The sequence below is a fragment of the Pseudomonas sp. BSw22131 genome (genome assembly GCF_026810445.1).
Lineage (GTDB): Bacteria > Pseudomonadota > Gammaproteobacteria > Pseudomonadales > Pseudomonadaceae > Aquipseudomonas > Aquipseudomonas huanghezhanensis.
Map to the genome: position 1 here is coordinate 2619965 of NZ_CP113949.1, position 23485 is coordinate 2643449.

General features: G+C 60.3%; 22 protein-coding genes and 1 pseudogene. 20 read left to right on the forward strand and 3 right to left on the reverse strand.

Translation table 11 applies throughout. The features are described 5' to 3' along the window. Positions 1–366 precede the first annotated feature (366 nt). Positions 367–2088: a ubiquinone-dependent pyruvate dehydrogenase gene (gene poxB / locus OYW20_RS11680; RefSeq protein WP_268800826.1), complete on the forward strand. Its 1722-nt coding sequence runs from the start codon at positions 367–369 to the stop codon at positions 2086–2088. Between the two features lie 311 nt (positions 2089–2399). On the opposite strand, the gene OYW20_RS11685 is transcribed toward poxB, so the two are convergent. Beyond that, complete coding sequence (locus OYW20_RS11685) at positions 2400–2723, reverse strand: 2Fe-2S iron-sulfur cluster-binding protein (protein WP_268800827.1); 324 nt, start codon at positions 2721–2723, stop codon at positions 2400–2402. A 573-nt stretch (positions 2724–3296) separates the two neighbouring features. Between OYW20_RS11685 and OYW20_RS11690 the strand changes: the two genes are divergently transcribed. From OYW20_RS11690 to OYW20_RS11720, 7 genes are all read left to right on the forward strand, one after another. Continuing rightward, positions 3297–4148 carry a MurR/RpiR family transcriptional regulator gene (locus OYW20_RS11690; RefSeq protein WP_268800828.1) on the forward strand — a complete coding sequence of 284 codons (852 nt, stop codon included), beginning with the start codon at positions 3297–3299 and terminating at the stop codon, positions 4146–4148. Positions 4149–4272: 124 nt separating this feature from the next. Further along, positions 4273–4791, forward strand: a complete 519-nt coding sequence (gene ddpX / locus OYW20_RS11695; protein ID WP_268801107.1) for a D-alanyl-D-alanine dipeptidase — start codon at positions 4273–4275, stop codon at positions 4789–4791. Positions 4792–5002: 211 nt separating this feature from the next. Continuing rightward, positions 5003–6547: an ABC transporter substrate-binding protein gene (locus OYW20_RS11700; RefSeq protein WP_268800829.1), complete on the forward strand. Its 1545-nt coding sequence runs from the start codon at positions 5003–5005 to the stop codon at positions 6545–6547. Positions 6548–6725: 178 nt separating this feature from the next. Further along, positions 6726–7742 (forward strand): ABC transporter permease, encoded by a 1017-nt coding sequence (locus OYW20_RS11705; protein ID WP_268800830.1) that lies wholly within the window; start codon positions 6726–6728, stop codon positions 7740–7742. Position 7743: 1 nt separating this feature from the next. Then, positions 7744–8643 (forward strand): D,D-dipeptide ABC transporter permease, encoded by a 900-nt coding sequence (gene ddpC / locus OYW20_RS11710; protein WP_268800831.1) that lies wholly within the window; start codon positions 7744–7746, stop codon positions 8641–8643. Next, positions 8640–9689 carry an ABC transporter ATP-binding protein gene (locus OYW20_RS11715; protein WP_268800832.1) on the forward strand — a complete coding sequence of 350 codons (1050 nt, stop codon included), beginning with the start codon at positions 8640–8642 and terminating at the stop codon, positions 9687–9689. The genes ddpC and OYW20_RS11715 overlap by 4 nt, the downstream gene beginning before the upstream one ends. Then, a complete protein-coding gene (locus OYW20_RS11720) occupies positions 9686–10663 on the forward strand; it encodes an oligopeptide/dipeptide ABC transporter ATP-binding protein (RefSeq protein ID WP_268800833.1) in 978 nt (325 codons plus the stop codon). Before OYW20_RS11715 ends, OYW20_RS11720 begins: the two co-directional genes overlap by 4 nt. Before the next feature lie 102 nt (positions 10664–10765). Here OYW20_RS11720 and OYW20_RS11725 read toward each other — a convergent pair whose 3' ends face one another. Beyond that, a complete protein-coding gene (locus tag OYW20_RS11725; protein ID WP_268800834.1) occupies positions 10766–11620 on the reverse strand; it encodes a LysR substrate-binding domain-containing protein in 855 nt (284 codons plus the stop codon). Between the two features lie 137 nt (positions 11621–11757). On the opposite strand from OYW20_RS11725, the gene OYW20_RS11730 reads away from it, so the two are divergent. From OYW20_RS11730 to OYW20_RS26225, 3 genes and pseudogenes are all read left to right on the forward strand, one after another. Next, positions 11758–12198 carry a VOC family protein gene (locus OYW20_RS11730; protein ID WP_268800835.1) on the forward strand — a complete coding sequence of 147 codons (441 nt, stop codon included), beginning with the start codon at positions 11758–11760 and terminating at the stop codon, positions 12196–12198. A 357-nt stretch (positions 12199–12555) separates the two neighbouring features. Beyond that, positions 12556–13542: pseudogene (locus OYW20_RS26220) on the forward strand (cache domain-containing protein); the annotation flags it as partial. Between the two features lie 141 nt (positions 13543–13683). Beyond that, entirely contained in the window at positions 13684–14448 is a 765-nt protein-coding gene (locus OYW20_RS26225; protein WP_408005511.1) for a methyl-accepting chemotaxis protein, read from the forward strand. Between the two features lie 264 nt (positions 14449–14712). Here the strand turns inward: OYW20_RS26225 and OYW20_RS11740 are convergent, their stop codons facing one another. Beyond that, positions 14713–15588 (reverse strand): alpha/beta hydrolase, encoded by an 876-nt coding sequence (locus OYW20_RS11740; protein WP_268800837.1) that lies wholly within the window; start codon positions 15586–15588, stop codon positions 14713–14715. Between the two features lie 321 nt (positions 15589–15909). On the opposite strand from OYW20_RS11740, the gene phnC reads away from it, so the two are divergent. The 9 genes from phnC (at position 15910) to phnK (ending at position 23449) form a co-directional block, all read left to right on the forward strand. Continuing rightward, complete coding sequence (gene phnC / locus OYW20_RS11745; protein ID WP_268800838.1) at positions 15910–16743, forward strand: phosphonate ABC transporter ATP-binding protein; 834 nt, start codon at positions 15910–15912, stop codon at positions 16741–16743. A gap of 140 nt (positions 16744–16883) precedes the next feature. Then, entirely contained in the window at positions 16884–17888 is a 1005-nt protein-coding gene (phnD, locus tag OYW20_RS11750; RefSeq protein WP_268800839.1) for a phosphonate ABC transporter substrate-binding protein, read from the forward strand. 75 nt (positions 17889–17963) lie between these two features. Continuing rightward, positions 17964–18752, forward strand: coding sequence for a phosphonate ABC transporter, permease protein PhnE (gene phnE / locus OYW20_RS11755; RefSeq protein WP_268800840.1), 789 nt, complete (start codon positions 17964–17966; stop codon positions 18750–18752). Between the two features lie 41 nt (positions 18753–18793). Beyond that, a complete protein-coding gene (phnF, locus tag OYW20_RS11760; protein ID WP_408005490.1) occupies positions 18794–19558 on the forward strand; it encodes a phosphonate metabolism transcriptional regulator PhnF in 765 nt (254 codons plus the stop codon). Between the two features lie 13 nt (positions 19559–19571). After that, positions 19572–20051: a phosphonate C-P lyase system protein PhnG gene (gene phnG / locus OYW20_RS11765; protein WP_268800842.1), complete on the forward strand. Its 480-nt coding sequence runs from the start codon at positions 19572–19574 to the stop codon at positions 20049–20051. Then, on the forward strand, positions 20051–20653 hold the full coding sequence (phnH, locus tag OYW20_RS11770; protein WP_268800843.1) for a phosphonate C-P lyase system protein PhnH: 603 nt from the start codon (positions 20051–20053) through the stop codon (positions 20651–20653). Before phnG ends, phnH begins: the two co-directional genes overlap by 1 nt. Then, entirely contained in the window at positions 20653–21726 is a 1074-nt protein-coding gene (locus OYW20_RS11775) for a carbon-phosphorus lyase complex subunit PhnI (RefSeq protein WP_268800844.1), read from the forward strand. The genes phnH and OYW20_RS11775 overlap by 1 nt, the downstream gene beginning before the upstream one ends. Further along, a complete protein-coding gene (locus OYW20_RS11780; protein ID WP_268800845.1) occupies positions 21723–22610 on the forward strand; it encodes an alpha-D-ribose 1-methylphosphonate 5-phosphate C-P-lyase PhnJ in 888 nt (295 codons plus the stop codon). The genes OYW20_RS11775 and OYW20_RS11780 overlap by 4 nt, the downstream gene beginning before the upstream one ends. After that, positions 22607–23449: a phosphonate C-P lyase system protein PhnK gene (gene phnK / locus OYW20_RS11785; RefSeq protein ID WP_268800846.1), complete on the forward strand. Its 843-nt coding sequence runs from the start codon at positions 22607–22609 to the stop codon at positions 23447–23449. The genes OYW20_RS11780 and phnK overlap by 4 nt, the downstream gene beginning before the upstream one ends. Positions 23450–23485 lie beyond the last annotated feature (36 nt).

A 23485-nucleotide genomic window follows, 5' to 3' on the forward strand; every position in this document is an offset into this window, starting at 1 on the left:
TTACTGCCCTGGCAGGGCCTGTGGGAGCGGACCGGTCGCGAACGATAGGGGCTCCCCCAGGGGGATGTGTCGGATGACCAATGTCTTTGCGGACAGGTCCGCTCCCACTTCCTTGCTTGTGAAGGTTGATCCGGGCGACAAGCACATCCGTTCAATCACTGAACTGTGCAGGGTGGTACTTGTCGATTTGAGACAACGCTCGTTACCTGGCTGATTATTGAAGTCCTTGTAGGCGCTGACGAGCAACGCGAGGCTGCGATGAGTTTTGCCTGACACCGCAATCGCAGCCTCGCATGGGATCGTCAGCTCCTACAGGGTATGCACCAGCCCCGAGCGCGAACCCGCATCGACAAGGAACCCAACCCCATGTCCAGCAAAACCGTTGCAGACCACCTCGCCCAAACCCTGCTTGCCGCAGGGGTATCGAAAATATGGGGGGTCAGTGGTGACAGCCTGAACGGCCTGACCGACAGCCTTGAACGTCTGGGCAAAATCAAGTGGATGCACACCCGCCACGAAGAGGTCGCCGCGTTCGCTGCCGGTGCAGAAGCTGCGACCTCTGGCAAGCTGGCGGTGTGCGCCGGGAGTTGCGGGCCGGGCAATCTGCACCTGATCAACGGCTTGTACGATTGCCACCGCAGCGGTGTGCCCGTGCTGGCGATTGCCGCGCAAATCCCGTCGTCCGAGATCGGGCTGAACTACTTTCAGGAAACTCATCCCACCGAACTCTTCAAAGAGTGCAGCCATTTCGTTGAAGCCGTCAGCAGCGCCGAGCAGTTTCCCGGGGTGCTGGAACGGGCGATGCGGGCTGCCATCAGTCAGCGCGGCGTGGCGGTGATCGTCATCCCGGGCGACGTAGCGCTGAGCGCGGCGCCTGACGTCAAGGCCAAATGGGTCGATCACCAGCCCCCACTGGTCACGCCGACCGACGCCGACCTGCAACGCATCGTTGATCTGCTGGACGGCTCCAAAGCCGTGACGATTCTGGCCGGCGCCGGGTGCGCGGATGCGCATGATCAGGTGGTGGCGCTGGCAGAGCGGCTCAGTGCGCCGGTAGTGCACGCGTTGCGCGGCAAGCAGTACATCGAGTACGCCAACCCCTTCGACGTTGGCATGACCGGGCTCATCGGCTTCAGCTCCGGCTATCACGCGATGATGGCCTGCGACACGCTGGTGATCCTCGGCAGCAGCTTCCCGTACCGCAATTTCTACCCGGAAAAAGCCAAGGTCATTCAGATCGATATCGACCCCACGGCGATCGGTCGTCGCGTGCCGGTGACCCTCGGCGTGGCAGGCGGCATCGCCGAAACTCTCGACGAACTGTTGCCGCGTCTCAAGGCCCACACCGACCGCAAGTTCCTCGACAAGGCGCTGGATCACTACGCTAAATCCCGTGAAGAACTCGACGAACTGGCCACGCCATCGGGCCATGGCGAGCCGATTCACCCGCAGTACCTGACACGCCTGGTCGACGCCTACGCCGACCCGGACGCGATCTTCACTGTCGATGTCGGCACGCCGACCTTGTGGGCCGCGCGTTACCTGACCATGAACGGCAAGCGCTCGCTGTTGGGCTCGTTCAACCACGGTTCCATGGCCAACGCGATGCCACAGGCATTGGGTGCCAAGGCGGCATTCCCGCAGCGGCAAGTGGTGGCGCTGTGCGGTGACGGCGGTTTGTCGATGCTGATGGGCGACCTTCTGTCGATCCGCCAGTTGAATCTGCCGATCAAGCTGGTGGTGTTCAACAACAGCTCGCTGGGTTTTGTGGCGATGGAAATGCAGGCGGGCGGTTACGTGCCCCACGACACCGATTTCAACTGCACCAATTTTGCCAACATCGCCATCGGCGCAGGGATTCTGGGGATTCGCGTGGAAGACTCGGCTGACCTGCCGAATGCCCTGAAAAAAGCCTTCGAGCATCCGGGGCCTGTGTTGGTTGACGTTGTGACCGCGAAACAGGAACTGGGCATGCCGCCGAAGATCAAACTGGCCCAGGCGAAGGGCTTCAGTCTGTTCATGCTCAAGGCCGTCATGAACGGTAAAGCGGACATGGTCCTGGAGCTGGCGAAAACTAACCTGCGCTGATCTCATGTGGGACCGGCTTCAGCCGGGAAAGCGTCAGTTGGCACACCGCAAGAGCGAGGGTGTTCACGCAGGCTTCTTCCCGGCTAAAGCCAGGCCTGCCAATAAATTGCATGCATTCAAGCAGACGGCAATTTTTCCGGCTGCTGCGAGCCCGTTGACACTGTGAACTGTCTGTACACATTTAAGGCCTGGCAAGGTCCCTTTTTATGGCCTTCCATCGCGTAGTTCGCTGAACACCCCACATTCCTGAAATCTATTTAAAGCGCAACCGTCCGACCAAGTTAATGACCAACCCAAAATCCTGGACATCACTAATAGAGCTGAGGAGATACACTGACGTTAAACAAGGCATGTCCGTCGTAGGTTTTAATGATGCAGTCACTTGTTGCGTACGCCACGCAAAGCACAACAAAACCAAGGGCGATTTGTTCCTCATCTAAAAAACTCTGATTGCTTTGATCTACAGTACCCTCTATCAGTCTGCCTATGCATGTTGAGCAAGCCCCTGCTCGGCAGTCGCTGGGGAGCACAATTCCCGCCAATTCCGCCGCATCGAGAATCTCAGTGTCATCGTCAACCTCCAGCGTCACGTCAGATTTTTCGGGGATCTTTAGCGTTACTTTATAGGTGCGCATGATTAGCCTCTCCAAAACAATGTCAGAAGGAAAGCACAAAGACGGAAGCACTTTGTCGACGTCACCACTTGCTCCCATTTAAGTCCTCACACAGACACAAGCTAGTTACTTAAAGTCTTGATGTCTACTGTCAGATCTGACAGGTGTATAAATACACATGTACTAAAAATACTCGCACAGCAGGCGTAAAGCCTACCTTCAGTTTAATTGTTTTGATGGCGAGTACGATGGTCGTGAGCGTTAGCCTCACTCACCTTTTGTATGTCAGGAAGCAATCTACTGATGCGGTGGTAGTTGGTGAAACGCTCGCCCGCTTGCCGCTTTAGAGCGAGATGATGGCAGCTCAGACACCGCAGATTACAGCTTGCCTCCCCCCATTTTCGCCCCCCAATCGTGCATTTACCTTCACCCTCGCACCACCCTGAATCACCAAAATCCCCCGCCTGAAATCTCTTGAAAAAAGCGTTGTAAGGCCTCGAAACACGATGTTATGTTGCTAACATTCTGCCGAAAAATGACCGCTGGATAACATTTTCTCGGTCCCGGCAACTCGGCATTACCAGCGGAATTCCCATGGAAAAGCGTCCCTTCCTCGATGCACTTGAACAGCGGTTCAGCGACCTGACGCCCACCGGCAAGCGCATCGCTGGCTACCTGCTGGCAAATCCGCAGAAGCTGCCGTTCGAGACCGCCGACAGCATCGCTCAGCAAACCGGGACCACTGGCATTTCGGTCGGGCGCTTCCTGCGTTCACTGGGCTATCGCAACATCGACGACGTCAAACAGAGCCTTCGCGGCGACAGTGCCAGCCCGTGGGTGATCACTGATCGGCTCGGCGCGTTTCGTGAAGAAAACACCCAGGGCGATGCATTGGAGCGCTCGATGAACCGCGAGCTGGAAGCCATCCAGCGGGTCTACGCCCTGGCCCGCAGCGAGACCTTCGCCCGCATCGTCGAGCGGCTGCACAGCGCCGACGCCGTGTTCATCGTCGGCATCCAGACCACCCGCGGCATCCTCAACGCGTTTTTCAGTCACCTGGAGTACATCCGGCCCAAGGTGTATTACGTCGACGGCTTGTCCGGCACCTACGCCGAATCACTGAATTCCCAGTTCCAAAACCCCTACGCGGTGATCGCCGACTTCCGCACCTATTCCGCTGTCACGCGGACCTTCTGCGAAGTCGCCCATCAGCAGAATGTCGGGCTGGCGTTCATTACCGACTTTCACTGCCCGTGGGCCCGTGATTACCCGAGCGATCTGCTGCAGCTCAATTCCGATGTGGGCCAGTTCTGGGATTCCCTGGCGCCGCTGACGTGCCTGTTCAATCTGATGGTGTCGGCACTGGCCGACCGATACGGCGACCGCCTCGACCAAAGGCTGGCGAAGAACCGTGAGCTGCAGCAACTGTTCGGCCAGTTTGAATAAACCGGGCTTCCCGGCTGAAGCCGGCTTCACAAGGGCAACAGCTTCCCGGCTGAAGCCGGTCCTACACGCTGATCTGGAGTGTCGTTACGTGAATAGCCCCCTCGTCGAAGTCGATGCCCACGCGATGCAGGTCGAGATCAACCTGATCTACGCCGGCGTCGACAACCTCGCCGGCAAGCAGATTTACCAGGACCCGCGCTGCCTGCTGCACCGCGACGCCGAGCGCTGTCTGCGCAAGGCCAGCACCCTGGCGCGACAGGCCGGACTGCGGCTGCGCCTCTTCGACGCCTATCGCCCGCCCTACGCGCAATTTCTGCTGTGGGAAGCGCTGCCCAATCCCGAATACGTGCGTGACCCGAGCCTGGGTTCACACCACAGCCGAGGCGTGGCGGTGGATCTGACCCTGATCGACGCCGACGGCCAGACGCTGGACATGGGCACCGGCTTTGATGACATGCGCGAGCAATCCCATCAGTTCTACGCCGACCTGCCGCCTCAGGTGCAGCGCAATCGCCTGCTGCTGCTGGGCATCATGCTCAGCGCCGGATTTACCTACATGGACAGTGAGTGGTGGCACTACGAGTTGCCCAACGCGCAGGACTATCCGTTGATCGACGACACCTCGATCAAACAAGCGCACTGAGCACATTTGTCAGCACAAGCAGCACCGATAGACCCGTGACACCTGACCGGGACGCACATGAATCCCGGCGTGAATCTGGCGATTGGCGACAGGCACAGCCTGAGCCAACGCCGTGTCGGACGCCTTCAAAGCGTCTGAGTTTTGACTGCCCGGTATAGCGCCAACAATAAACCTGACGAACTTCCACACTTCGAACGATCAAGGAACCGGCATGAAATCATTCATTACCCCACACAAGCTGGCGATGGCAGTCCTCTGCACCGCCATGGGCCTTGGTGCCTGGCAGACCGCGAGCGCCGCATCGCCGCCCGACACCTTGATGATCGGCAAACCGTCCGACCCGCAGACCCTCGACCCGGCCGTGACCATCGACAACAATGACTGGGCCGTGACCTATCCTTCCTATCAGCGCCTCGTCACCTACAAAGTCGGCAGCACCGAAGTGATGGGCGAGCTGGCGAGCGGCTGGACCACATCGCCCGACAGCCTGGTCTGGGAATTCAAGCTCAAGCCGGGTAACCAGTTCGATGACGGCGCCGAGGTCAACGCCGAGGCGGTGAAGTTCTCGTTTGATCGCGTAATGAAGCTCAAGCAAGGGCCGTCCGGCGCGTTCCCGGATGACATGGCGGTGTCGGTGGTTGACCCGATGACCGTGCGCTTCACCCTGAAAACCCCTTACGCACCATTCCTCTCGACCCTGGCCCACAACGGCGCGGCCATCGTCAACCCGGATGTCGCGAAAAAACCCGAAGGCGCCGACGCATACCTGTCGATCCACACCGCAGGTTCCGGGGCATTCAAGCTGGTCAGCTGGCAGAAGGGCCAGACCCTGACCATGGAACAGAATCCTCACTACGCGGGCACCAAACCGGCGCTGAAAAAGGTCGTGATCAAGATCATCGGCGAAGCCTCGGTGCGTCGCTTGCAACTGGAGCACGGTGACCTCGACATCATCGAAGACATGCCCGAAGACCAGCTTGAAGCACTGAGCAAAAAGCCCGGCATCGTCGTGGGTGATTACCCGTCGCTGCGCGTCACGCTGCTGTACCTGAACAACAAGAAAGCGCCGATGAGCGACCCCAACGCGCGGCGGGCCATCGTCGAAGCTCTGGATTACAACGGCATCATCAACGGTATTCTCAAAGGCAAGGCCAAGCCCATGAACGGGCCTATCCCGCAGGGCATGTGGGCCTACGACGACAAGCTCCCGGTGCCAAAACAGGACGAAGCCAAAGCCAAGGCTGATTTCGCCAAAGTCACGCCTAAGGTCGCCAACCTTAACTTCATGTATTCGGACAAAGACCCGAACTGGGAACCGATCGGCCTGACCCTGCAAGCCAACCTGCAAGCGGTAGGCGTGAACCTGAAGATGGAAAAGCTGGCCAATGCCACCATGCGTGAGCGGCTGGGCAGCGGTGATTTCGACGTGGCCATCGGTTCATGGAGCCCTGACTTTGCCGACCCGTACATGTTCATGAACTTCTGGTTCGACTCCAAGCTGCAAGGCCTGCCGGGCAATCGCTCGTTCTACAACAACCCGCAAGTCGACAAGCTGGTGCGTGATGCAGCGGCCAACAACGACATCGCCCAACGCACCGAGATGTACCAGAAGGCGCAGAAAATCGTGATCAACGACAGCGCTTACGCGTACCTCTATCAGAAGGCCTACACCTTACCGATGAGCAGCAAGGTAAAGGGCTACGTATTCAATCCGATGCTGGAACAAGTGTTCAACGTCGACACGATCACCAAATAGCGATTGCTTCAACGGTCTTCCTATAGGAGCGAATTCATTCGCGAGAAACGGTCAGGCGATAGAGATTCATCGACTGTACCGCCAGCTCGCGAATGAATTCGCTCCTACAGAGGGTCGTCGCAAGCCGCGTTCGAGGCAGGTTTTCCCCTGCCGCTTCACTGCGTGACCGAGGTGCCTGATGGCCTTCCTGACTACTGTGCGTAAACGCGTATCCGGCCTGTTGCTGGTGGTGTTTGGCGTTTCGCTGATTACTTTTTCGATTTCGCACCTGATCCCGGGCGACCCTGCGCGCTTGATCGCCGGCGACCGGGCCACGGACGAGATCGTGCAGCATATCCGCCACCAATTGGGGCTGGATTTGCCGCTGTATCAACAATACGGGCGCTACATGCTCGACCTGTTCCATGGCGATCTCGGTACTTCGATTCGTACCAGCCGACCGGTACTCGAAGACCTGCAAGCGTTCTTTCCGGCAAAGCTGGAACTGGCGCTGGCTGCATTGCTGCTGTCGATTCTGGTGGGCGTGCCGCTTGGGGTGCTGTCGGCGGTTTACCACAACCGCTTTATTGACCAGGTCGCGCGCACGCTGGCGGTAACCGGTATTTCAACGCCCGCGTTCTGGCTTGGGCTGGGTTTGATCGTGCTGTTTTACGGCCACCTGAACTGGCTGCCCGGCAGCGGGCGTCTGGATGAAGGCCTGGACCCGCCGCGCACGGTCACTGGTTTTTACCTGATCGACGCGCTGCTGATGGGCGACATGGCGCTGTTTTCCAATGCCCTGCAGCACCTGGTTCTGCCGGCGATCACACTGGGTTTCGTCAATCTGGGCGTGGTGGCGCGGCAGATTCGCTCGGCGATGCTCGACCAACTGGGTGAGGACTACATCCGCACCGCACGGGCTTACGGCTTGTCGAAATGGGCAGTGATTCTACGTCACGCCTTGCCCAATGCGCTGATCCCGTCGGTGACGGTACTGGGCCTCACGCTCGGCGACCTGCTTTACGGCGCTGTGCTGACCGAAACAGTGTTTGCCTGGCCGGGGATGGGCGCCTATGTGGTCAAGTCGATCCAGTCGCTGGACTTCCCTGCCGTGATGGGCTTCGCGATTCTGGTGTCATTCATTTATGTGCTGCTCAACATGGCCATCGATCTGCTGTACCGCCTGATCGACCCGCGCATCCGCGAGGTGAATTGAGATGTCTACACCTATTACCGCCCCCATTGTCGCGCCGCTGCCAAAAGCAACTCGCTGGCAGGACAAGTTTGCATACCTGGCATATCAGGTCCGGCGCAGCCCGCTGACCATGGCCGGTTTGCTGATCACCTTGATGGTGTTGCTGTGCATGATGTTCGCGCCGTGGCTGGCCACGCATAACCCTAATGCGCTGGACCTTGCGCATCGACTGGCTGCGCCCTCGTCCAGCCACTGGTTCGGCACCGATGAAGTGGGCCGAGACCTGTTCAGCCGCGTGCTGTACGGCAGCCAGCAATCCGTGGGCGTTGGCCTGTTCGTGGCGTTTGCCTCCTGCTTTGTCGGCGGCCTGCTGGGCTGCATGTCCGGAATTATCGGCGGGCGCTTCGACGGCCTGATGATGCGTCTGATGGACATCATGCTGTCGGTGCCGTCGCTGGTGCTGATCATGGCACTGGCCGCAGCCCTCGGCCCGAGCCTGTTCAACGCCATGCTGGCGATCACGCTGGTGCGGGTTCCGTTCTATGTGCGGCTGGCCCGGGGTCAGGCCTTGAGCATCCGCCAGATGGGCTACGTCAAAGCTGCGGAAACCTTCGGCGCCGGGCGCTGGCACATGGTGCTCTGGCACGTGGCGCGCAATGCGATGCCGCCCTTGTTGGTGCAGTTAAGCCTGGACATCGGCAGCGCGATTCTCATGGCCTCGGCGCTGGGCTTCATCGGCCTGGGCGCGCAACAGCCCACGGCGGAGTGGGGCTCGATGGTCGCCACCGGGCGCAATTACATCCTCGATCAATGGTGGTACTCGACCTTTCCGGGGCTGGCGATTCTGATCACCGCCACCGGGTTCAATCTGCTGGGCGATGGCGTTCGTGACCTGCTCGACCCACGGCAACAGGGGAAATGACCATGCACACCCAAGCTTCCCTAACGCCTGACGCCAAGGCTCCGGTGCTGGCCATCGACAATTTGTGCATCGAGTTTCCGGCCTACAAAAGTACAGTCAAGGCCCTGAACGGCGTGACGCTGCACGTCAATCCCGGCGAGATCGTCGGGGTGATCGGCGAGTCCGGTTCGGGCAAATCGGTGACCGCCATGCTCAGCCTGAGGCTGTTGCCGGAGCGTTCTTATCAGGTCAAAAGCGGCAGCCTGAGCATTCTTGGTCGCGACATGCTGCTGGCCAAAGAAAACGACCTGCTGAAGGTTCGTGGCCGAGATGCAGCGATGATCTTTCAGGAGCCCATGACCGCGCTCAACCCAACCCGACGCATCGGTCGGCAGATGCTCGACGTGATCATTCACCATCAGCAACTGAGCAAGGCCGAGGCCCATGCCAAAGCCATTGCGTTGCTGCGCGACATGCACATCGCCGACCCCGAACAGATCATGGAAAGTTACCCTTTCGAGCTGTCTGGCGGCATGCGCCAGCGGGTGATGATTGCCCTGGCGTTTTCCTGCGATCCACAGCTATTGATTGCCGACGAACCCACCACTGCGCTGGACGTGACGGTGCAGCGCCAGGTGCTGTTGCTGCTGCGCGAGAAAGCACGCCAGCGTGGCACGGCGATTCTGTTGATTACCCACGACATGGCGCTGGTTTCGCAGTTCTGCGACCGGGTTTACGTGATGTACACCGGCGCGGTGGTGGAGCAGGGCGTCACCGCCGACGTCATGGCCGATCCGAGCCATCCGTACACCCAAGGCTTGCTCAGTGGCTTGCCGGAGCAGGTCGAACCGGGCACCGATTTGATGACCATTCCGGGGCAGGTCCCGAACCTGTCGGCGCTGCCGGGCGGTTGTACCTTCAGGGATCGCTGCGGGTATGCGATGCCCAAGTGCCTGACGCGTCCGCCGCTGATGGCGGTGGCGGAATCGGGGGATAGAAAAAGTGCCTGTTGGCTAGCCGATAACCCTGTCGCCCGCTCACTCCAACAAGTGATCTCTCGCCCATGAAATCGCAAACCAATTTGAAAATTGATGAGCAGCCCACAATCCTTGCGCTCGAAGACGTCCGCGTCCATTTCCCGGTCGGTAACGACTGGCTGGGTCGCCCGAAATCCGTGGCCCATGCGCTCAACGGCATTGACCTGAAAGTGCGCGCAGGTGAAACCCTTGGCGTGGTCGGTGAATCCGGCTGCGGCAAGAGCACGCTCGCTCAACTGCTCATGGGGCTGATCAAACCGACCACGGGCCATCTCAACTGGATCTACAACAACGCCGTCGAGCGCAGCAGCAACGTGCAGATCGTGTTTCAGGACCCGCAGTCGTCGCTGGATCCGCGCCTGCCGATCTGGAAGATCATCACCGAGCCGTTGTTCGTGCAGCAGGCTGCGCCACGTCGGGACATGCGCGATATCGCCGCCAAGGTGGCGTCGCAGGTTGGGATTCGCACTGAATACATGGATCGGTTCCCTCACCAGTTTTCCGGCGGCCAGCGGCAACGCATTGCGATTGCAAGGGCGCTGTCGTCCAACCCGGAGATCATTGTGCTGGACGAGCCGACCTCGGCCCTGGACATCTCGGTGCAGGCGCAAATCCTTAATCTGCTGGCTGAATTGCAGCGTAGCCGCGACCTGACGTACATCCTGATTTCGCACAACGTTTCCGTGGTGCGGCACATGGCCGACCGGGTGGCGGTGATGTACCTGGGACAGATCGTCGAGCTGGGCAGCGCCGCCGAGGTACTGGAACGGCCACGCCATCCCTACACGCAGTTGCTGCTTGAAGCGGTGCCGCGTCTGGGTGTGCCGGTGGACGATGCGCACATCGCCGCGCCCACGGAGTTGCCGGGTAATCGGAATTTGCCGACCGGGTGTTTCTTCCGCGACCGCTGCCCGAAGGCGACCACCGGCTGTGAGAAGCCCCAAGCGTTGTTGCCGGCAAAAGGAGACGGGGAGCTGGTGCGCTGTCATCTGGCCCAGGCCTGATGAGTCACTTTGTAGGAGCTTGCCCGCGATTGGCGTTGTCAGTCTCCATTGATGGGTCTGACGAACGCATCGCGGGCAAGCGCGCTCCTACAGAATGGCCGTCTATCCCAAACACGCCCGAAACAGTTGATTCAGCGGCAATTGCCGATTGGCGTGACGCATGATCAGGACCAGCTCTCGATGAAAGGTGAGAGGGCCCAGTTCAATCACCCGAATATTCGCCTCTCGCGCCAGCCATAACCCGGCTTGCGGCACCAACGACACGCCCAGCCCGGCCTCCACCATGCGCACCAGCGCTTCGACTTCGTCCAGCTCCAGCCCCGGATTGACCTCGATTTTCTGCTCGCGCAAAAACCGGCTCACTTGACGTCCACCGAACGAATGCCGGTCATAGCGCACAAAACGGTTGTCGCGCAGCAATTGCAGCGGATCGTCGCCGGGTGTTTGCGCAGGGGCGATCAGCACAAACGGCTCACGCCTGAGTACCTCCATGTGCAAATCCTTGGGCAGCGCGAACGGCGGGTGAATCAGGATTGCCAGATCGATCTCGCCAGCGTCGACGCTGTTGAGCAGGTTCTGTGAAACCCCTGGCACCACTTTCGCCTCAATCGCCGGCGCCTGGCGATTGAGCCGCACCAAGGCGTCAGGCAGCAGGCCGGTCTGCACGGTGGCGATGGCGCCGATCACCAACTCGCCGAAATAGCCGCTATCGGGCTCGGGTTTTGCCATGCGCTCGTAAATCTCGACGATCTCCCGCGCCATGGGTAAGGCGCGCTGACCCGCCGCGTTCAAAGTGGCGCTGCGACCATTACGATCGAACAGGTTGCTGCCCAACGCTTTTTCCAGCGTGCGGATCTGCGCGCTGATCGCGGATTGAGTCAGGCCGATGTGGTTGCCCGCCGCGACAAAAGTGCCAAGGCGGGCAACGGTGAGCAGGGTTTTCAGCTCGCGGATCATGGGGCGCTCATTGATCAAAGTGCTTTAAGTGAAAGCTCTTTAATAAAAATAATTCGTGCTCGACACGAAAATTATGAGTTTTCAATTCATGAATCAATGGGCAAAGATACGTGCATTCGCCCATAAGAGACATCACCGTGACCACATCGACCTCGACACTCTCGCCGTTTCACCTCGCCATCCCGGTCTACGACCTGGCCGCCGCCCGGCACTTTTACGCCGATGTGTTCAATCTGCCCGAAGGGCGCTCAAGTGAGCACTGGGTGGATTTCGACTTTTTCGGGCATCAACTGGTGATTCACGAACACCCCAAGACTGATTCACAGGCCCATGCCGGCACCAACGCAGTAGACGGCCACGATGTGCCGGTGCCGCATTTCGGTGTGATTCTGGGCTGGGAGACCTGGGAAGCACTGGCCGAGCGTTTGCGCGGGCAGGGCGTGAAGTTTGTGATCGAACCGTACGTTCGCTTCAAGGGGCAGGTAGGCGAGCAGGCGACGATGTTTCTGTTCGACCCGTGCGGCAATGCGCTGGAATTCAAGGCATTCAAGGACATGTCGCAGGTGTTTGCCAAATAACTGGTACCCCATCTCCCTGCAGGACCTGACGAGCCCAAGCGACGCCGCGATGCGGTTGGACTGACTGACCGTGATCGTGACGTCGCTCAGGCTTGTCAGCAACTGCACGCAATTCTTCACGATTCGGGTTTAAAGCAAACTTTAAGCGTTGATGGGATCCTATTTAACGCCGCTGCTAAATACCGTTTAACTATTTACTCCCCGCCCGTCATTTCAACTAACGACTTCCATCATCCAGCCGACACAGAGATAAGGCCGCGTCTTTGCTCTTTTCGTACACGTTCGTCGAAAGCGTAGCGCGTGCCTGTCTGGTGGTGCACACACCTCGTTGTCATTCCTGTTTATGGACACAATCGTATGATCAGAAGTCTGGGTTTCAGCAGGAAAATCCTGCTGGCTGCCGCGTTGATAGTTGTTGCCGCGTTTTCAGTGTTTATCGTTGTAAACGATTACCGACAACGTGAAACCCTCAAGAATAATGTGGCGTCTGAACTTACCCAGTTAGGTGTTCTTACTACCCAGAACATTCAAACCTGGCTGGACAGCCGCACCCAGTTGCTGCATTCCATGGCCCAGCAAATTGCCGTAGACGGCCCTGCGCTGACCAGCCTGCAACGCGCTGTCGGTTTGCCGGTGTACCCGGATAACTTTCAACTGAGCTATTTCGGCGGTAAAGACGGCGTGATGTTCTCCGTGCCGACCGGCAATCGCCCCGCCGACTACGACCCTCGCGCACGCGGTTGGTACAAGGCGGCCGATGCGGCGCAGGCCACCATTGTCACGGAGCCCTACATTGCGGCCTCCAGCGGCAAGCTGGTGGTGACGCTCGCCACACCTGTTCGCCAACAAGGACAGATGATCGGGGTGGCGGGTGCGGACATCTCCCTCGATGCGATCACCAAGACCATCAACTCGCTGAATTTCGGTGGCCACGGTTACGCCTACATCGTCAGTGCCGACGGCAAGATCCTGATTCACCCGGACAGCAAGCTGGTGCTCAAGAACGTCAGCGAGGCGTACCCGAACGGCGCGCCCAAAATCGCACCGGGCGTGACCGAGATTGAGTCGGCAGGCAAGGCGCAGTTCATCTCGTTCACCAAGGTTGAAGGCGTAAGCTCCGCCAACTGGTACGTGGCGCTGGTGCTTGAACGCGATGCGGCCTATTCGATGCTCAGTGAATTCCGCTCTTCGGCAATCACTGCGATGGTGATTGCGGTCGCGATCATTATGCTGTTGCTCGGCCTGTTGATCCGCGTGCTGATGCAACCGCTGCACCAGATGGGCCGCGCGATACAGGACATTGCCGACGGCGAGGGCGACCTGACCAAGCGTCTGTCGATCAACTCGCAGGACGAGTTCGGCCAGATGGCGCAGTCGTTCAACCGCTTCGTCGAGCGTATCCACGGATCGATCCGTGAAGTGGCGTCCACCGCCGGGCAGTTGGGCGAAGTCGCCGCACGGGTGGTGGGCGCGTCGAACTCCTCGATGGGCAACTCTGATCAACAGGCCAATCGCACCACCAGCGTTGCCGCTGCGATCAACCAGCTGGGCGCCGCCGCGCAAGAGATTGCGCAAAACGCAGCGCTGGCGTCGCAGCATTCCAGCCAGGCCAGTCAGTTGGCGGCTGAAGGGCAGGGCGTCGTCAGCCAGACCATCAAGGCCATGCAGTCGCTTTCGGAGAAGATCAGCGAGTCGTGCGTCAACATCGAAACGCTGAACAACAAGACGGCCAACATCGGGCAGATTCTTGAGGTGATTTCCGGGATTTCCCAGCAGACCAACCTTCTGGCGTTGAACGCAGCGATTGAAGCCGCGCGGGCAGGCGAGGCTGGTCGCGGGTTTGCCGTGGTGGCTGACGAGGTGCGTAATCTGGCGCACCGCACCCAGGATTCCGCGCAGCAAGTGCAGAAGATGATCGAGGAACTGCAAGTGGGTGCCCGCGATGCCGTCGCCAACATGACCGAAAGCCAGCGTCAGAGCGAGAGCAGCGTGGTGATCGCCAATCAGGCGGGTGAACGCTTGAGCAGCGTGACCCAGCGCATCAGTGAGATCGACGGGATGAACCAGTCGGTGGCCACGGCGACCGAGGAGCAGACCTCCGTGGTGGAGTCGCTCAACGTCGACATCACCGAGATCAACGTGCTCAATCAGCAGGGCGTCGACAACCTCAAATCCACACTGGACGCCTGCTCGAATCTGGAACACCAGACCGCACGGTTGCAGCACCTGGTGGGCACCTTCCGGATCTGACATTGACTGGAGACGGGGCATGCGCGATCTCTGTAGGAGCTAACTTGTTGGCGAGGCGTCGTCCGGGTTGAAACAGGACCGCCGCCACGCGAATGAATTCGCGTCTACAGATGTCAAGCCGGTGGGAGGGAGCTTGCCCGCGATGAGGCTGCAAGCCCCTGTGGAGCTGACGAGCAGCGCGAGGCTGCGATGCAACCTGTCTGACACACCGCAATCGCAGCCTCGCTCGGGCTCGTCAGCCCCTACAGTACCGGCAGCGTTAGGTCAGGGTTTTTCCGGCAACCCCGCCGCCATGCGCAGCGCCGGATACAGCGCCGTACTGAACATCTGCCCATGATTGCGGCCGTTGGGCTGTTCATAGGTCGCATCGGTATTGGGCAGGGTTGCCAGGTGCTCGGCCAGCAGCCGGTTGGAGTCATTCGGCACTGCTGCCATGGCCTTTCTTCTTTCCGGCGAGCCGTTATCGAACTGCGCAACCGGTGGCTTGCCTTCCCGTTCCCCTCGCATGATGCGCACCGTCCTCGGCTGATTGCCGGTGAACCGCTGCAACGCCATCCCGTTATCGAAGGTCATTGGCTGAAACCAAAGCGAAGCGCTGGCGGCGAACCAGGTCTGGAATGCCTCGGGTTTTTCCAGCAGCGCGTACAGCACGAACAACCCGCCGAACGAGTGTCCCCAGAGCATCTGCCGCGATTGATCGATGGCGTATCGCGTCTGCACCTCAGGTTTGATCTTGCTCTGGATCAATTGCAGAAACGCCGCTGACGTCGCCCCGGTGTAATCCCGGGTGCGTTGCTGCATGTCGTAGGTGCCGTCAATGTCGTAGCCGATCATCACCAGCAGCGGCGGGCTGCCTTCGTTCAATTGCCCCAGCCAGTCTTCGCGCAACTCGGCCATGACATTGTTGCCGTCCAGCAGGTACATCACCGGATAGCCCGCAGCGGGCGCCTGCTTTTTCGGGATCGCAATGTCCAGCCGGTAATGGATCTGGCCGTCGGGCGAATCGACATTCAGGCGCTCAAAGGTGTAATGCGCCGAACCGGTGTCTGCCAGCGGCGGGGTCTCATCGGCGACGTCGCCTGCCGCAAAGGCCATCAGCGGCAGCGCACCGAGCAGGGTGATGGACAGTGTTTTCTTCATCGTTCGAATCCAGTGCATGGGTCAACGCCTTCTTGGTTCGGATCGTATCGCTGTCTTGAAACGGATGGGATTTGTCGGAAGGAGGCCTCACCTTGTCTAGCCCACAGGCCCTCTGGCCTGCATTTATAGCATCAGATGTCTGCTCGATCGTCGCAAAAACGGACCTGAAACGGTCAGCAAACTGTTATCCCACGTTCATGTGCGGTTCATTGCACTGCCATATGCGCTCTCTAATGTCATTCGCAACGCCGCCTGCAAGGGTGATTTCACGGACCGTCAAATCACCCTCGCAGCACGCCAGACCATACGACAGAGAAGCCCATGAACGCAGCCATCCATGTCGACCGCTTGAACAAGACGTTTGCAGGTAAAACCGCGCTGGTTGATCTCGAATTGTCTATACAACCCGGCGAAATGGTCGCGCTGATCGGCGCTTCAGGCTCCGGCAAATCCACGCTGCTGCGCCATCTTGCGGGCCTCGCCTGTTGCGACCGGAACAAGGGTGGCACGGTCCAGGTGCTGGGACGCGAAGTTCAGGCATCCGGGCGGCTCAATGGCAAAGTCCGGCGTTTGCGGGCCGACATCGGCTACATCTTCCAGCAGTTCAATCTGGTCAATCGGCTCAGCGTCATGGACAACGTGCTGCTCGGCTGCCTGGGCCGCATGCCACGCTGGCGTGGCAACCTCGGGCTGTTCAACGCCGAAGAGAAACACCGTGCGCTGGAGTCCCTCGATCGCGTGGGCCTCGCCGATCTGGCCCATCAGCGCGCATCAACCCTGTCGGGCGGACAGCAGCAGCGGGTGGCGATTGCCCGTGCACTCACCCAGCGCGCAGAGGTCATTCTGGCGGACGAGCCTATCGCCTCGCTGGACCCGGAATCGGCCCGCAACGTCATGGAAATCCTCGCCGACATCAACCGTCGCGACGGCAAGACCGTGGTCGTCACCTTGCATCAGGTCGACTACGCAGTGCGTTATTGCCCGCGTGCCGTGGCCCTCAAAGCCGGTCGCATTCATTACGACGGCAGAGGCGATGCGCTGAGCAGTACGTTTCTCAATGACCTCTACGGTGGCGATCTCGACACCAGCCTGATGTTTTCCGACAAGGGCCGCAAATCCGGCAAGCCGCCTCGGTTGGTACTGGCCCAGGCCTGAGCACGTTTGTATGTCACCCAGAACCCCCTGCAGGAGCGAACTTGTTCGCGAGGCGTTTTTACTGACACACCGCGTCAGCCGCCTCGCCACCAAGTTGGGTTCTACAGACAACGCACAATCTCTCGATTCAGGAGCACTCAATGTTGAACAGTATCGGTCGCGCGTTCGCGTCTGCCGCCTTGCTCGCCAGCTGTTTGCTGGGCACCGCGCAGGCTGAAGACAAAGTCATCAACTTCGGCATCATGTCCACGGAGTCTTCGCAAAACCTCAAGACCGTGTGGCAGCCGTTCCTCGACGACATGACCAAAAAGACCGGCTTGAAGGTCAACGCAACGTTCGCCTCCGACTACGCCGGCCTGATCCAGGGCATGCGCTTCAACAAGGTGGATGTCGCCTGGCTGGGCAACAAGGCTGCGATGGAAGCGGTGGATCGCTCGGGCGGTGAGATCTTCGCCCAGACCGCTGCCGCCAATGGCGCGGCGGGCTACTGGAGCGTGATCATTGCGCGCAAGGACAGCCCGATCAATTCAGTCGAGGACATGCTCAAGCACGCCAAAGAGCTGACCTTCGGTAACGGCGATCCAAACTCCACCTCCGGTTACCTGATCCCCGGCTATTACGTGTTCGCCAAGAACCATGTCGACGCCGCCACCGCGTTCAAACGCACCCTCAACTCGAGCCACGAAGTGAACGCCCTGAGCGTTGCCAAGGGCCAACTGGATGTGGCGACCTTCAACACCGAAAGCTGGGATCGCCTGGAAGTGACCCAGCCCGACAAGGCCGCGCTGCTCAAAGTGATCTGGAAGTCGCCGATCATCCCGGCCGACCCGATGGTCTGGCGCAAGTCTCTGTCGGACGACGACAAGAACAAGATCCGAGAATTCTTCGCCACGTACGGCGACACCGACGAAGAAAAGGCCGTACTGAAGAACATGCAGATGGGCAAGTTCCTCAAGTCCTCGGACGACCAGTTGCTGACCATCCGCCAACTGGACCTGTTCAAGCAGAAGTCTGAGGTGACTGCCAGCACCACCCTGGACGCCAATGAAAAAGCCACGCGGCTCAAGGTCATCGATGACGGCCTGAGCAAGCTGCAGGACCGCATCTCCGAGCTGGAAAAGCAAAGCACTGCCAAAGCGGGCTAATCGCTGTGGCGCGGTGCCCAGGCGCCGCGCCAGCGCATGAAGCTGTTGTGTTCACCCTGCAAGACGGGACTGTTTATGACCACTCACGCTGTCTATGCCGACGCCGTCGGCAAACGATCCTGGGGCCGTTACATCGGCTGGGGACTGTTCGCCGCGATGATGGCCTGGGCCTGGCACGGCGCCGAGATGAACCCGATGGCGCTGTACCGAGATTCGGGAAACATGGCGACCTTCGCCGCCGACTTCTTCCCGCCGGACTTTCACGAGTGGCGTTCGTACCTCAAGGAAATGATTGTCACCGTGCACATCGCGCTCTGGGGCACGTTGCTGGCGATCGTCTGTTCCGTACCGCTGGGGATTCTGTGCGCCGACAACATCACGCCCTGGTGGATTCATCAACCACTGCGCCGGGTCATGGATTCGTTTCGCTCGATCAATGAAATGGTATTCGCCATGTTGTTCGTGGTGGCGGTCGGGCTGGGGCCATTTGCCGGGGTGCTGGCGCTGTGGATCAGCACCACCGGCGTGCTCGCCAAACTGTTTGCCGAGGCCGTCGAAGCCATTGATCCAGGTCCGGTAGAAGGCGTGCGTGCCACCGGGGCCAGTGCGTTGCAGGAAGTGATTTACGGGGTCATCCCGCAGGTCATGCCGCTGTGGATTTCCTATGCGCTGTACCGCTTCGAATCCAATGTGCGTTCGGCGACGGTGGTGGGCATGGTCGGCGCGGGCGGTATCGGCGTGATCCTCTGGGAAAACATCCGCGCTTTCGAGTTCGTCCAGACCTGCGCCGTGTTGCTGGTGATCATCGTGGTGGTGAGCGTCATCGACATCATTTCGCAGCGCCTGCGCAAGCAGTTCATCTAGCCATCAACCGACAGGAGAGGGTGCAAACCCTTTTTTAAACCATGCAGTTGTCTAGACAATCAGAAGCCTTGCCACGCGAAGCCGTTCACCGAAAGCCTTCGCAGCGCGAACCTGCTTACCGCGCCCCTATGTACCGTGAGCTGGCGGAGACGTTGCGCAGCGAGTTGGCCGGTTTTCACGCTGGCGATTACTTGCCCGCCGAGGTCCAGTTAGCCGCACGTTTTTCCGTCAATCGCCACACCGTGCGCCGGGCCATCGACGAGCTGGTGCGTGAAGGTAGCCTGCTGCGGCGTCAGGGCAAGGGCACCCAGGTGCTGGGCCGACCGTTGATTTATCCGGTGGCGGCCGAAAGCGCCTACAGCCAGTCGCTGTCTGCCCAAGGACATGGCGTCGAGGCCGTTTTGCTGCAGCGCAAGCAATGCCTGGCCAGCCGCGAAGAGGCCGAACACCTCGGACTGGCCGAACACGCGCCGCTGATTGAATTGCACACCCTGCGTCGACTCGACGGCCAGCCGGTGAGCCTGATCCGTCATCGCTTCTGCGCCAGCCTCGCCCCGTTGCTCGCCGATTACAGCAGCGGTTCGGTGCGCCAGTTTCTGGCCGCGCGAGACCTGCCATTGACCCGCACGTTCAGCCTGATCGGGGCGCGCTTGCCCAGCCGCGACGAGGCCAGTCTGTTGTTGATGCCGCGTCATTTGCCGGCGCTGACCGTGTTGACCCTTTCCCGCGATGCCTTGGGGCGCCCGGTGGAGCTTGCGCAGTCCACCAGCCGCTCTGATCGCTTCCAGTACCAGGTCGTTACCTGATGGAGATGCCCTCATGACTGACTCATTCGTCACGCCACCCCACCCCGATAGCAGCAGCGTCGACCGCGCCCGTCAGCACTGGATCGGCGTGCTGTCCAAGGCCCGACCGCTGGACCTGGCGCGCCATGAACCGGCGTTGCGCGATGCCGAATACCAGCTGATTCGTGCGCCGGAGATCGGCATGACGCTGGTCCGCGGACGCATGGGCGGCAGCGGGGCACCGTTCAACGTGGGCGAAATGACCGTGACCCGTTGCGTGGTACGCCTGGCTGACGGGCGCACCGGCTACAGCTATCTGGCCGGACGCAACAAGCGTCACGCCGAACTGGCCGCACTGGCTGACGCTCACCTGCAAGGCACACAACAGGCTCGCTGGCTGAGCGAGTTGATCGAACCCCTGGCGCAGGCACAGGCCGCGCGCCAGGCCCGGCAAGAAGCTGAAACCGCAGCGACCAAAGTGGAGTTTTTCACGCTGGTCAGAGGAGAAAACTGATGACTGCCACGCTGTTGCAACCCGCATTCGCCGATCCCGTGCTCGACGCCCAACGCAGTTTCCGCGCCGCGCTCAAAGCCCTCGCAGGCCCTGGTGTGCCGCAACACCTGTTGCCTGAGCAAGTGCCGCCGCACCTTGAAGGCCTGGCGGCTGCCAGCCACGCCTTGTGTCTTGCGCTGCTGGACATCGATACGCCGCTGTGGCTTGCGCCGAGGTTCGACACGCAGGCCATCCGCGCCAACCTGACCTTTCATTGCGGCTGCCCCATCGTCAGCGACCGGCAAAACGCACGCTTTGCGCTGCTCGACGACAGCCAGTTGCACGACCTCAGCGGGTTCGACCTGGGCAATGACCGTTACCCGGATCAGTCCTGCACGCTGTTGGTCCAGCTACCCAGCCTGGAAGGTGGACGCGCGCTGGCGTGGCACGGCCCCGGCATCCAGAGCACCCATGAGGTGGCGCTGCCATTGACCGAAAGCTTCTGGAACGAGCGCGACTCGCGTAACGACTTCCCACGCGGCATCGACGTGTTTTTCCTGGCGGGCAGCGAACTCATGGGCCTGCCGCGCAGCACTCGGGTTGCCGCTCAGGGAGGTGCCTGATGTACGTGGCTGTCAAAGGTGGCGAGCAAGCCATCGATAACGCACATCAGGTGCTGGCAAAAAAACGCCGTGGCGACACCTCGATTGCCGAGCTGGATGTAGAACAGATCCGTCAGCAATTGCCGATGGCGGTTGCCAGGGTCATGACCGAAGGCTCGCTGTACGACGAACAACTGGCCGCGCTGGCGATCAAGCAGGCGGCAGGGGATCTGGTCGAGGCGATCTTTCTGTTGCGCGCTTACCGCACCACGCTGCCGCGCTTCAGTGCGAGCCTGCCCATCGACACCTCGGACATGCTGCTCAGCCGTCGTCTGTCGGCCACGTTCAAGGACGTTCCGGGTGGTCAGTTGCTCGGTCCGACCTTCGACTACACCCACCGCTTGCTGGATTTCAGCTTGCTGGCGGAGGGTGAGTTTCCGGGGCCGCCGGTGCAGGAAAACGCCACGCTGGAGCCTTGCCCGCGGGTGCTTGGCTTGCTCGCTAAAGAGGGCCTGATCAAGACTGAAATCGACACCGGCGAGGCGATTGCCGACATCACCCGCGAGCCGCTTGAATACCCGGCCAGCCGAGCGCAACGCTTGCAGGCTCTGGCCCGAGGCGATGAAGGTTTTCTGTTGGCGCTGGGTTACTCGACGCAACGTGGCTACGGACGCAACCACCCGTTCGCCGGGGAAATCCGTATCGGTGAAGTGCAGGTCTGGATCGAACCCGAAGAGCTGGGGTTTGCGATTGCCATCGGCAGCCTCGAAATCACCGAATGCGAGATGGTCAATCAGTTCGTCGGCTCCGGCGCTGAACCCGCGCAATTCACACGGGGTTATGGCCTGGCCTTCGGTCACGCCGAGCGCAAGGCCATGGGCATGGCGCTGGTGGACCGGGCATTGCGCGCCGACGAATACAACGAAGAAATCCAGTCCCCGGCGCAGCAGGAGGAATTCGTGCTGGCGCACTGCGACAACGTCGAGGCCGCCGGCTTCGTTTCGCACCTCAAGTTGCCACATTACGTCGACTTTCAAGCCGAGCTTGAACTGATCCGCACCCTGCGCAAGCCCCACAAGGAGCAGGCCCAATGAACGCTGCCATCGAACCTCGCACGCCACCCGGACGGCCGCGCGACGAAGCCTACAACTTCGCGTATCTGGACGAGCAAACCAAACGCATGATCCGTCGAGGCTTGCTCAAGGCCGTCGCGATTCCCGGGTATCAGGTGCCATTCGGCGGCCGTGAAATGCCGCTGCCCTACGGGTGGGGCACTGGCGGCATGCAGCTGACGGCCGCAATTCTGGGGGCCGATGACGTGCTTAAAGTCATCGATCAGGGCGCAGACGACACCACCAACGCGGTGTCGATCAGACGGTTTTTTGCCCGCACCGCAGGCGTTGCGACCACCGAACGCACGCCCGACGCCACGATCATCCAGACCCGGCACCGGATCCCGGAAACACCCCTGACCGCCGATCAGATCATGGTGTATCAAGTGCCCCAGCCCGAGCCGTTGCGTTTCATCGAGCCCTCGGAGGTGGAAACCCGGACCATGCACGCGCTCAACGATTACGGGGTGATGCACGTCAAACTCTACGAAGACATCGCCACGTTTGGCCACATCGCGACGGCCTACGCGTATCCGGTGATGGTGGACGAGCGCTACGTGATGGACCCGTCGCCGATCCCCAAATTCGATAACCCCAAACTCGACATGAGCCCGGCGCTGATGCTGTTTGGTGCCGGGCGTGAAAAGCGCCTGTACGCGGTGCCGCCTTACACCCGGGTCAGCAGCCTGGATTTCGAAGATCACCCGTTCACGCCGCAGCGATGGGAGCAGCACTGCGCCATCTGCGGCAGTCACGAGTCGTTCCTCGACGAGCTGATTCTGGACGATCAGGGCACCCAGAGTTTTGTCTGTTCGGACACCGATTACTGCGCGCAAAACGTCAAACAGGGGAGGGCTGATCAATGATCGCCGCTCACGTAATACCCGATGCCGCACGCACTGATCGCTTCAATGATCGCGCACAGCCGCTGCTTAAAGTGCGTGATCTGGGCAAGTTGTACGGCCCGGAAAAAGGCTGTCAGGGCGTCAGTTTCGAGCTGTATCCGGGCGAAGTACTGGGCATAGTCGGGGAATCGGGTTCAGGCAAGTCAACCTTGTTGTCGCTGCTCAGCGGGCGCTGCCCGCCTGACGCCGGGCGTATTGACTACCGCCGCGCCGAGTCGTCCAGAGGCGAAAGCCCGTGGATTGATCTGTACAGCGCCAGCGAGGCCGAACGCCGGACCTTGCTGCGCACCGAGTGGGGTTTTGTCGAGCAGAACCCGCGTGACGGTTTGCGCATGGCGGTTTCGGCCGGCGCCAACATCGGCGAGCGCCTGATGGCTCAGGGCGTGCGCAATTACCAGGCGCTGCGGGCGGCAGGTCTGGACTGGCTGAGTCAGGTAGAAATCGACCCGCAACGCATTGACGACCTGCCGCGGACCTTTTCCGGCGGTATGCAACAGCGCTTGCAGATCGCGCGCAATCTGGTTTCCGGCCCGCGACTGGTGTTCATGGATGAGCCCACCGGTGGCCTCGATGTGTCGGTGCAGGCGCGCTTGCTGGACCTGATGCGCGGGCTGGTGCGCGAACTGGATCTGGCGGTGGTGATCGTCACCCATGACCTGGCGGTGGCACGGCTGCTGGCCGACCGGCTGATGGTCATGCGCCGCTCGCGGGTGGTTGAAACCGGCTTGACGGACCAGATCCTCGACGACCCGCAACATCCTTATTCGCAATTGCTGGTGTCTTCGGTCCTGCAACCCTGATGCGCGGGTCTGGGCGGTTTTTTTCTGCACGTTTTT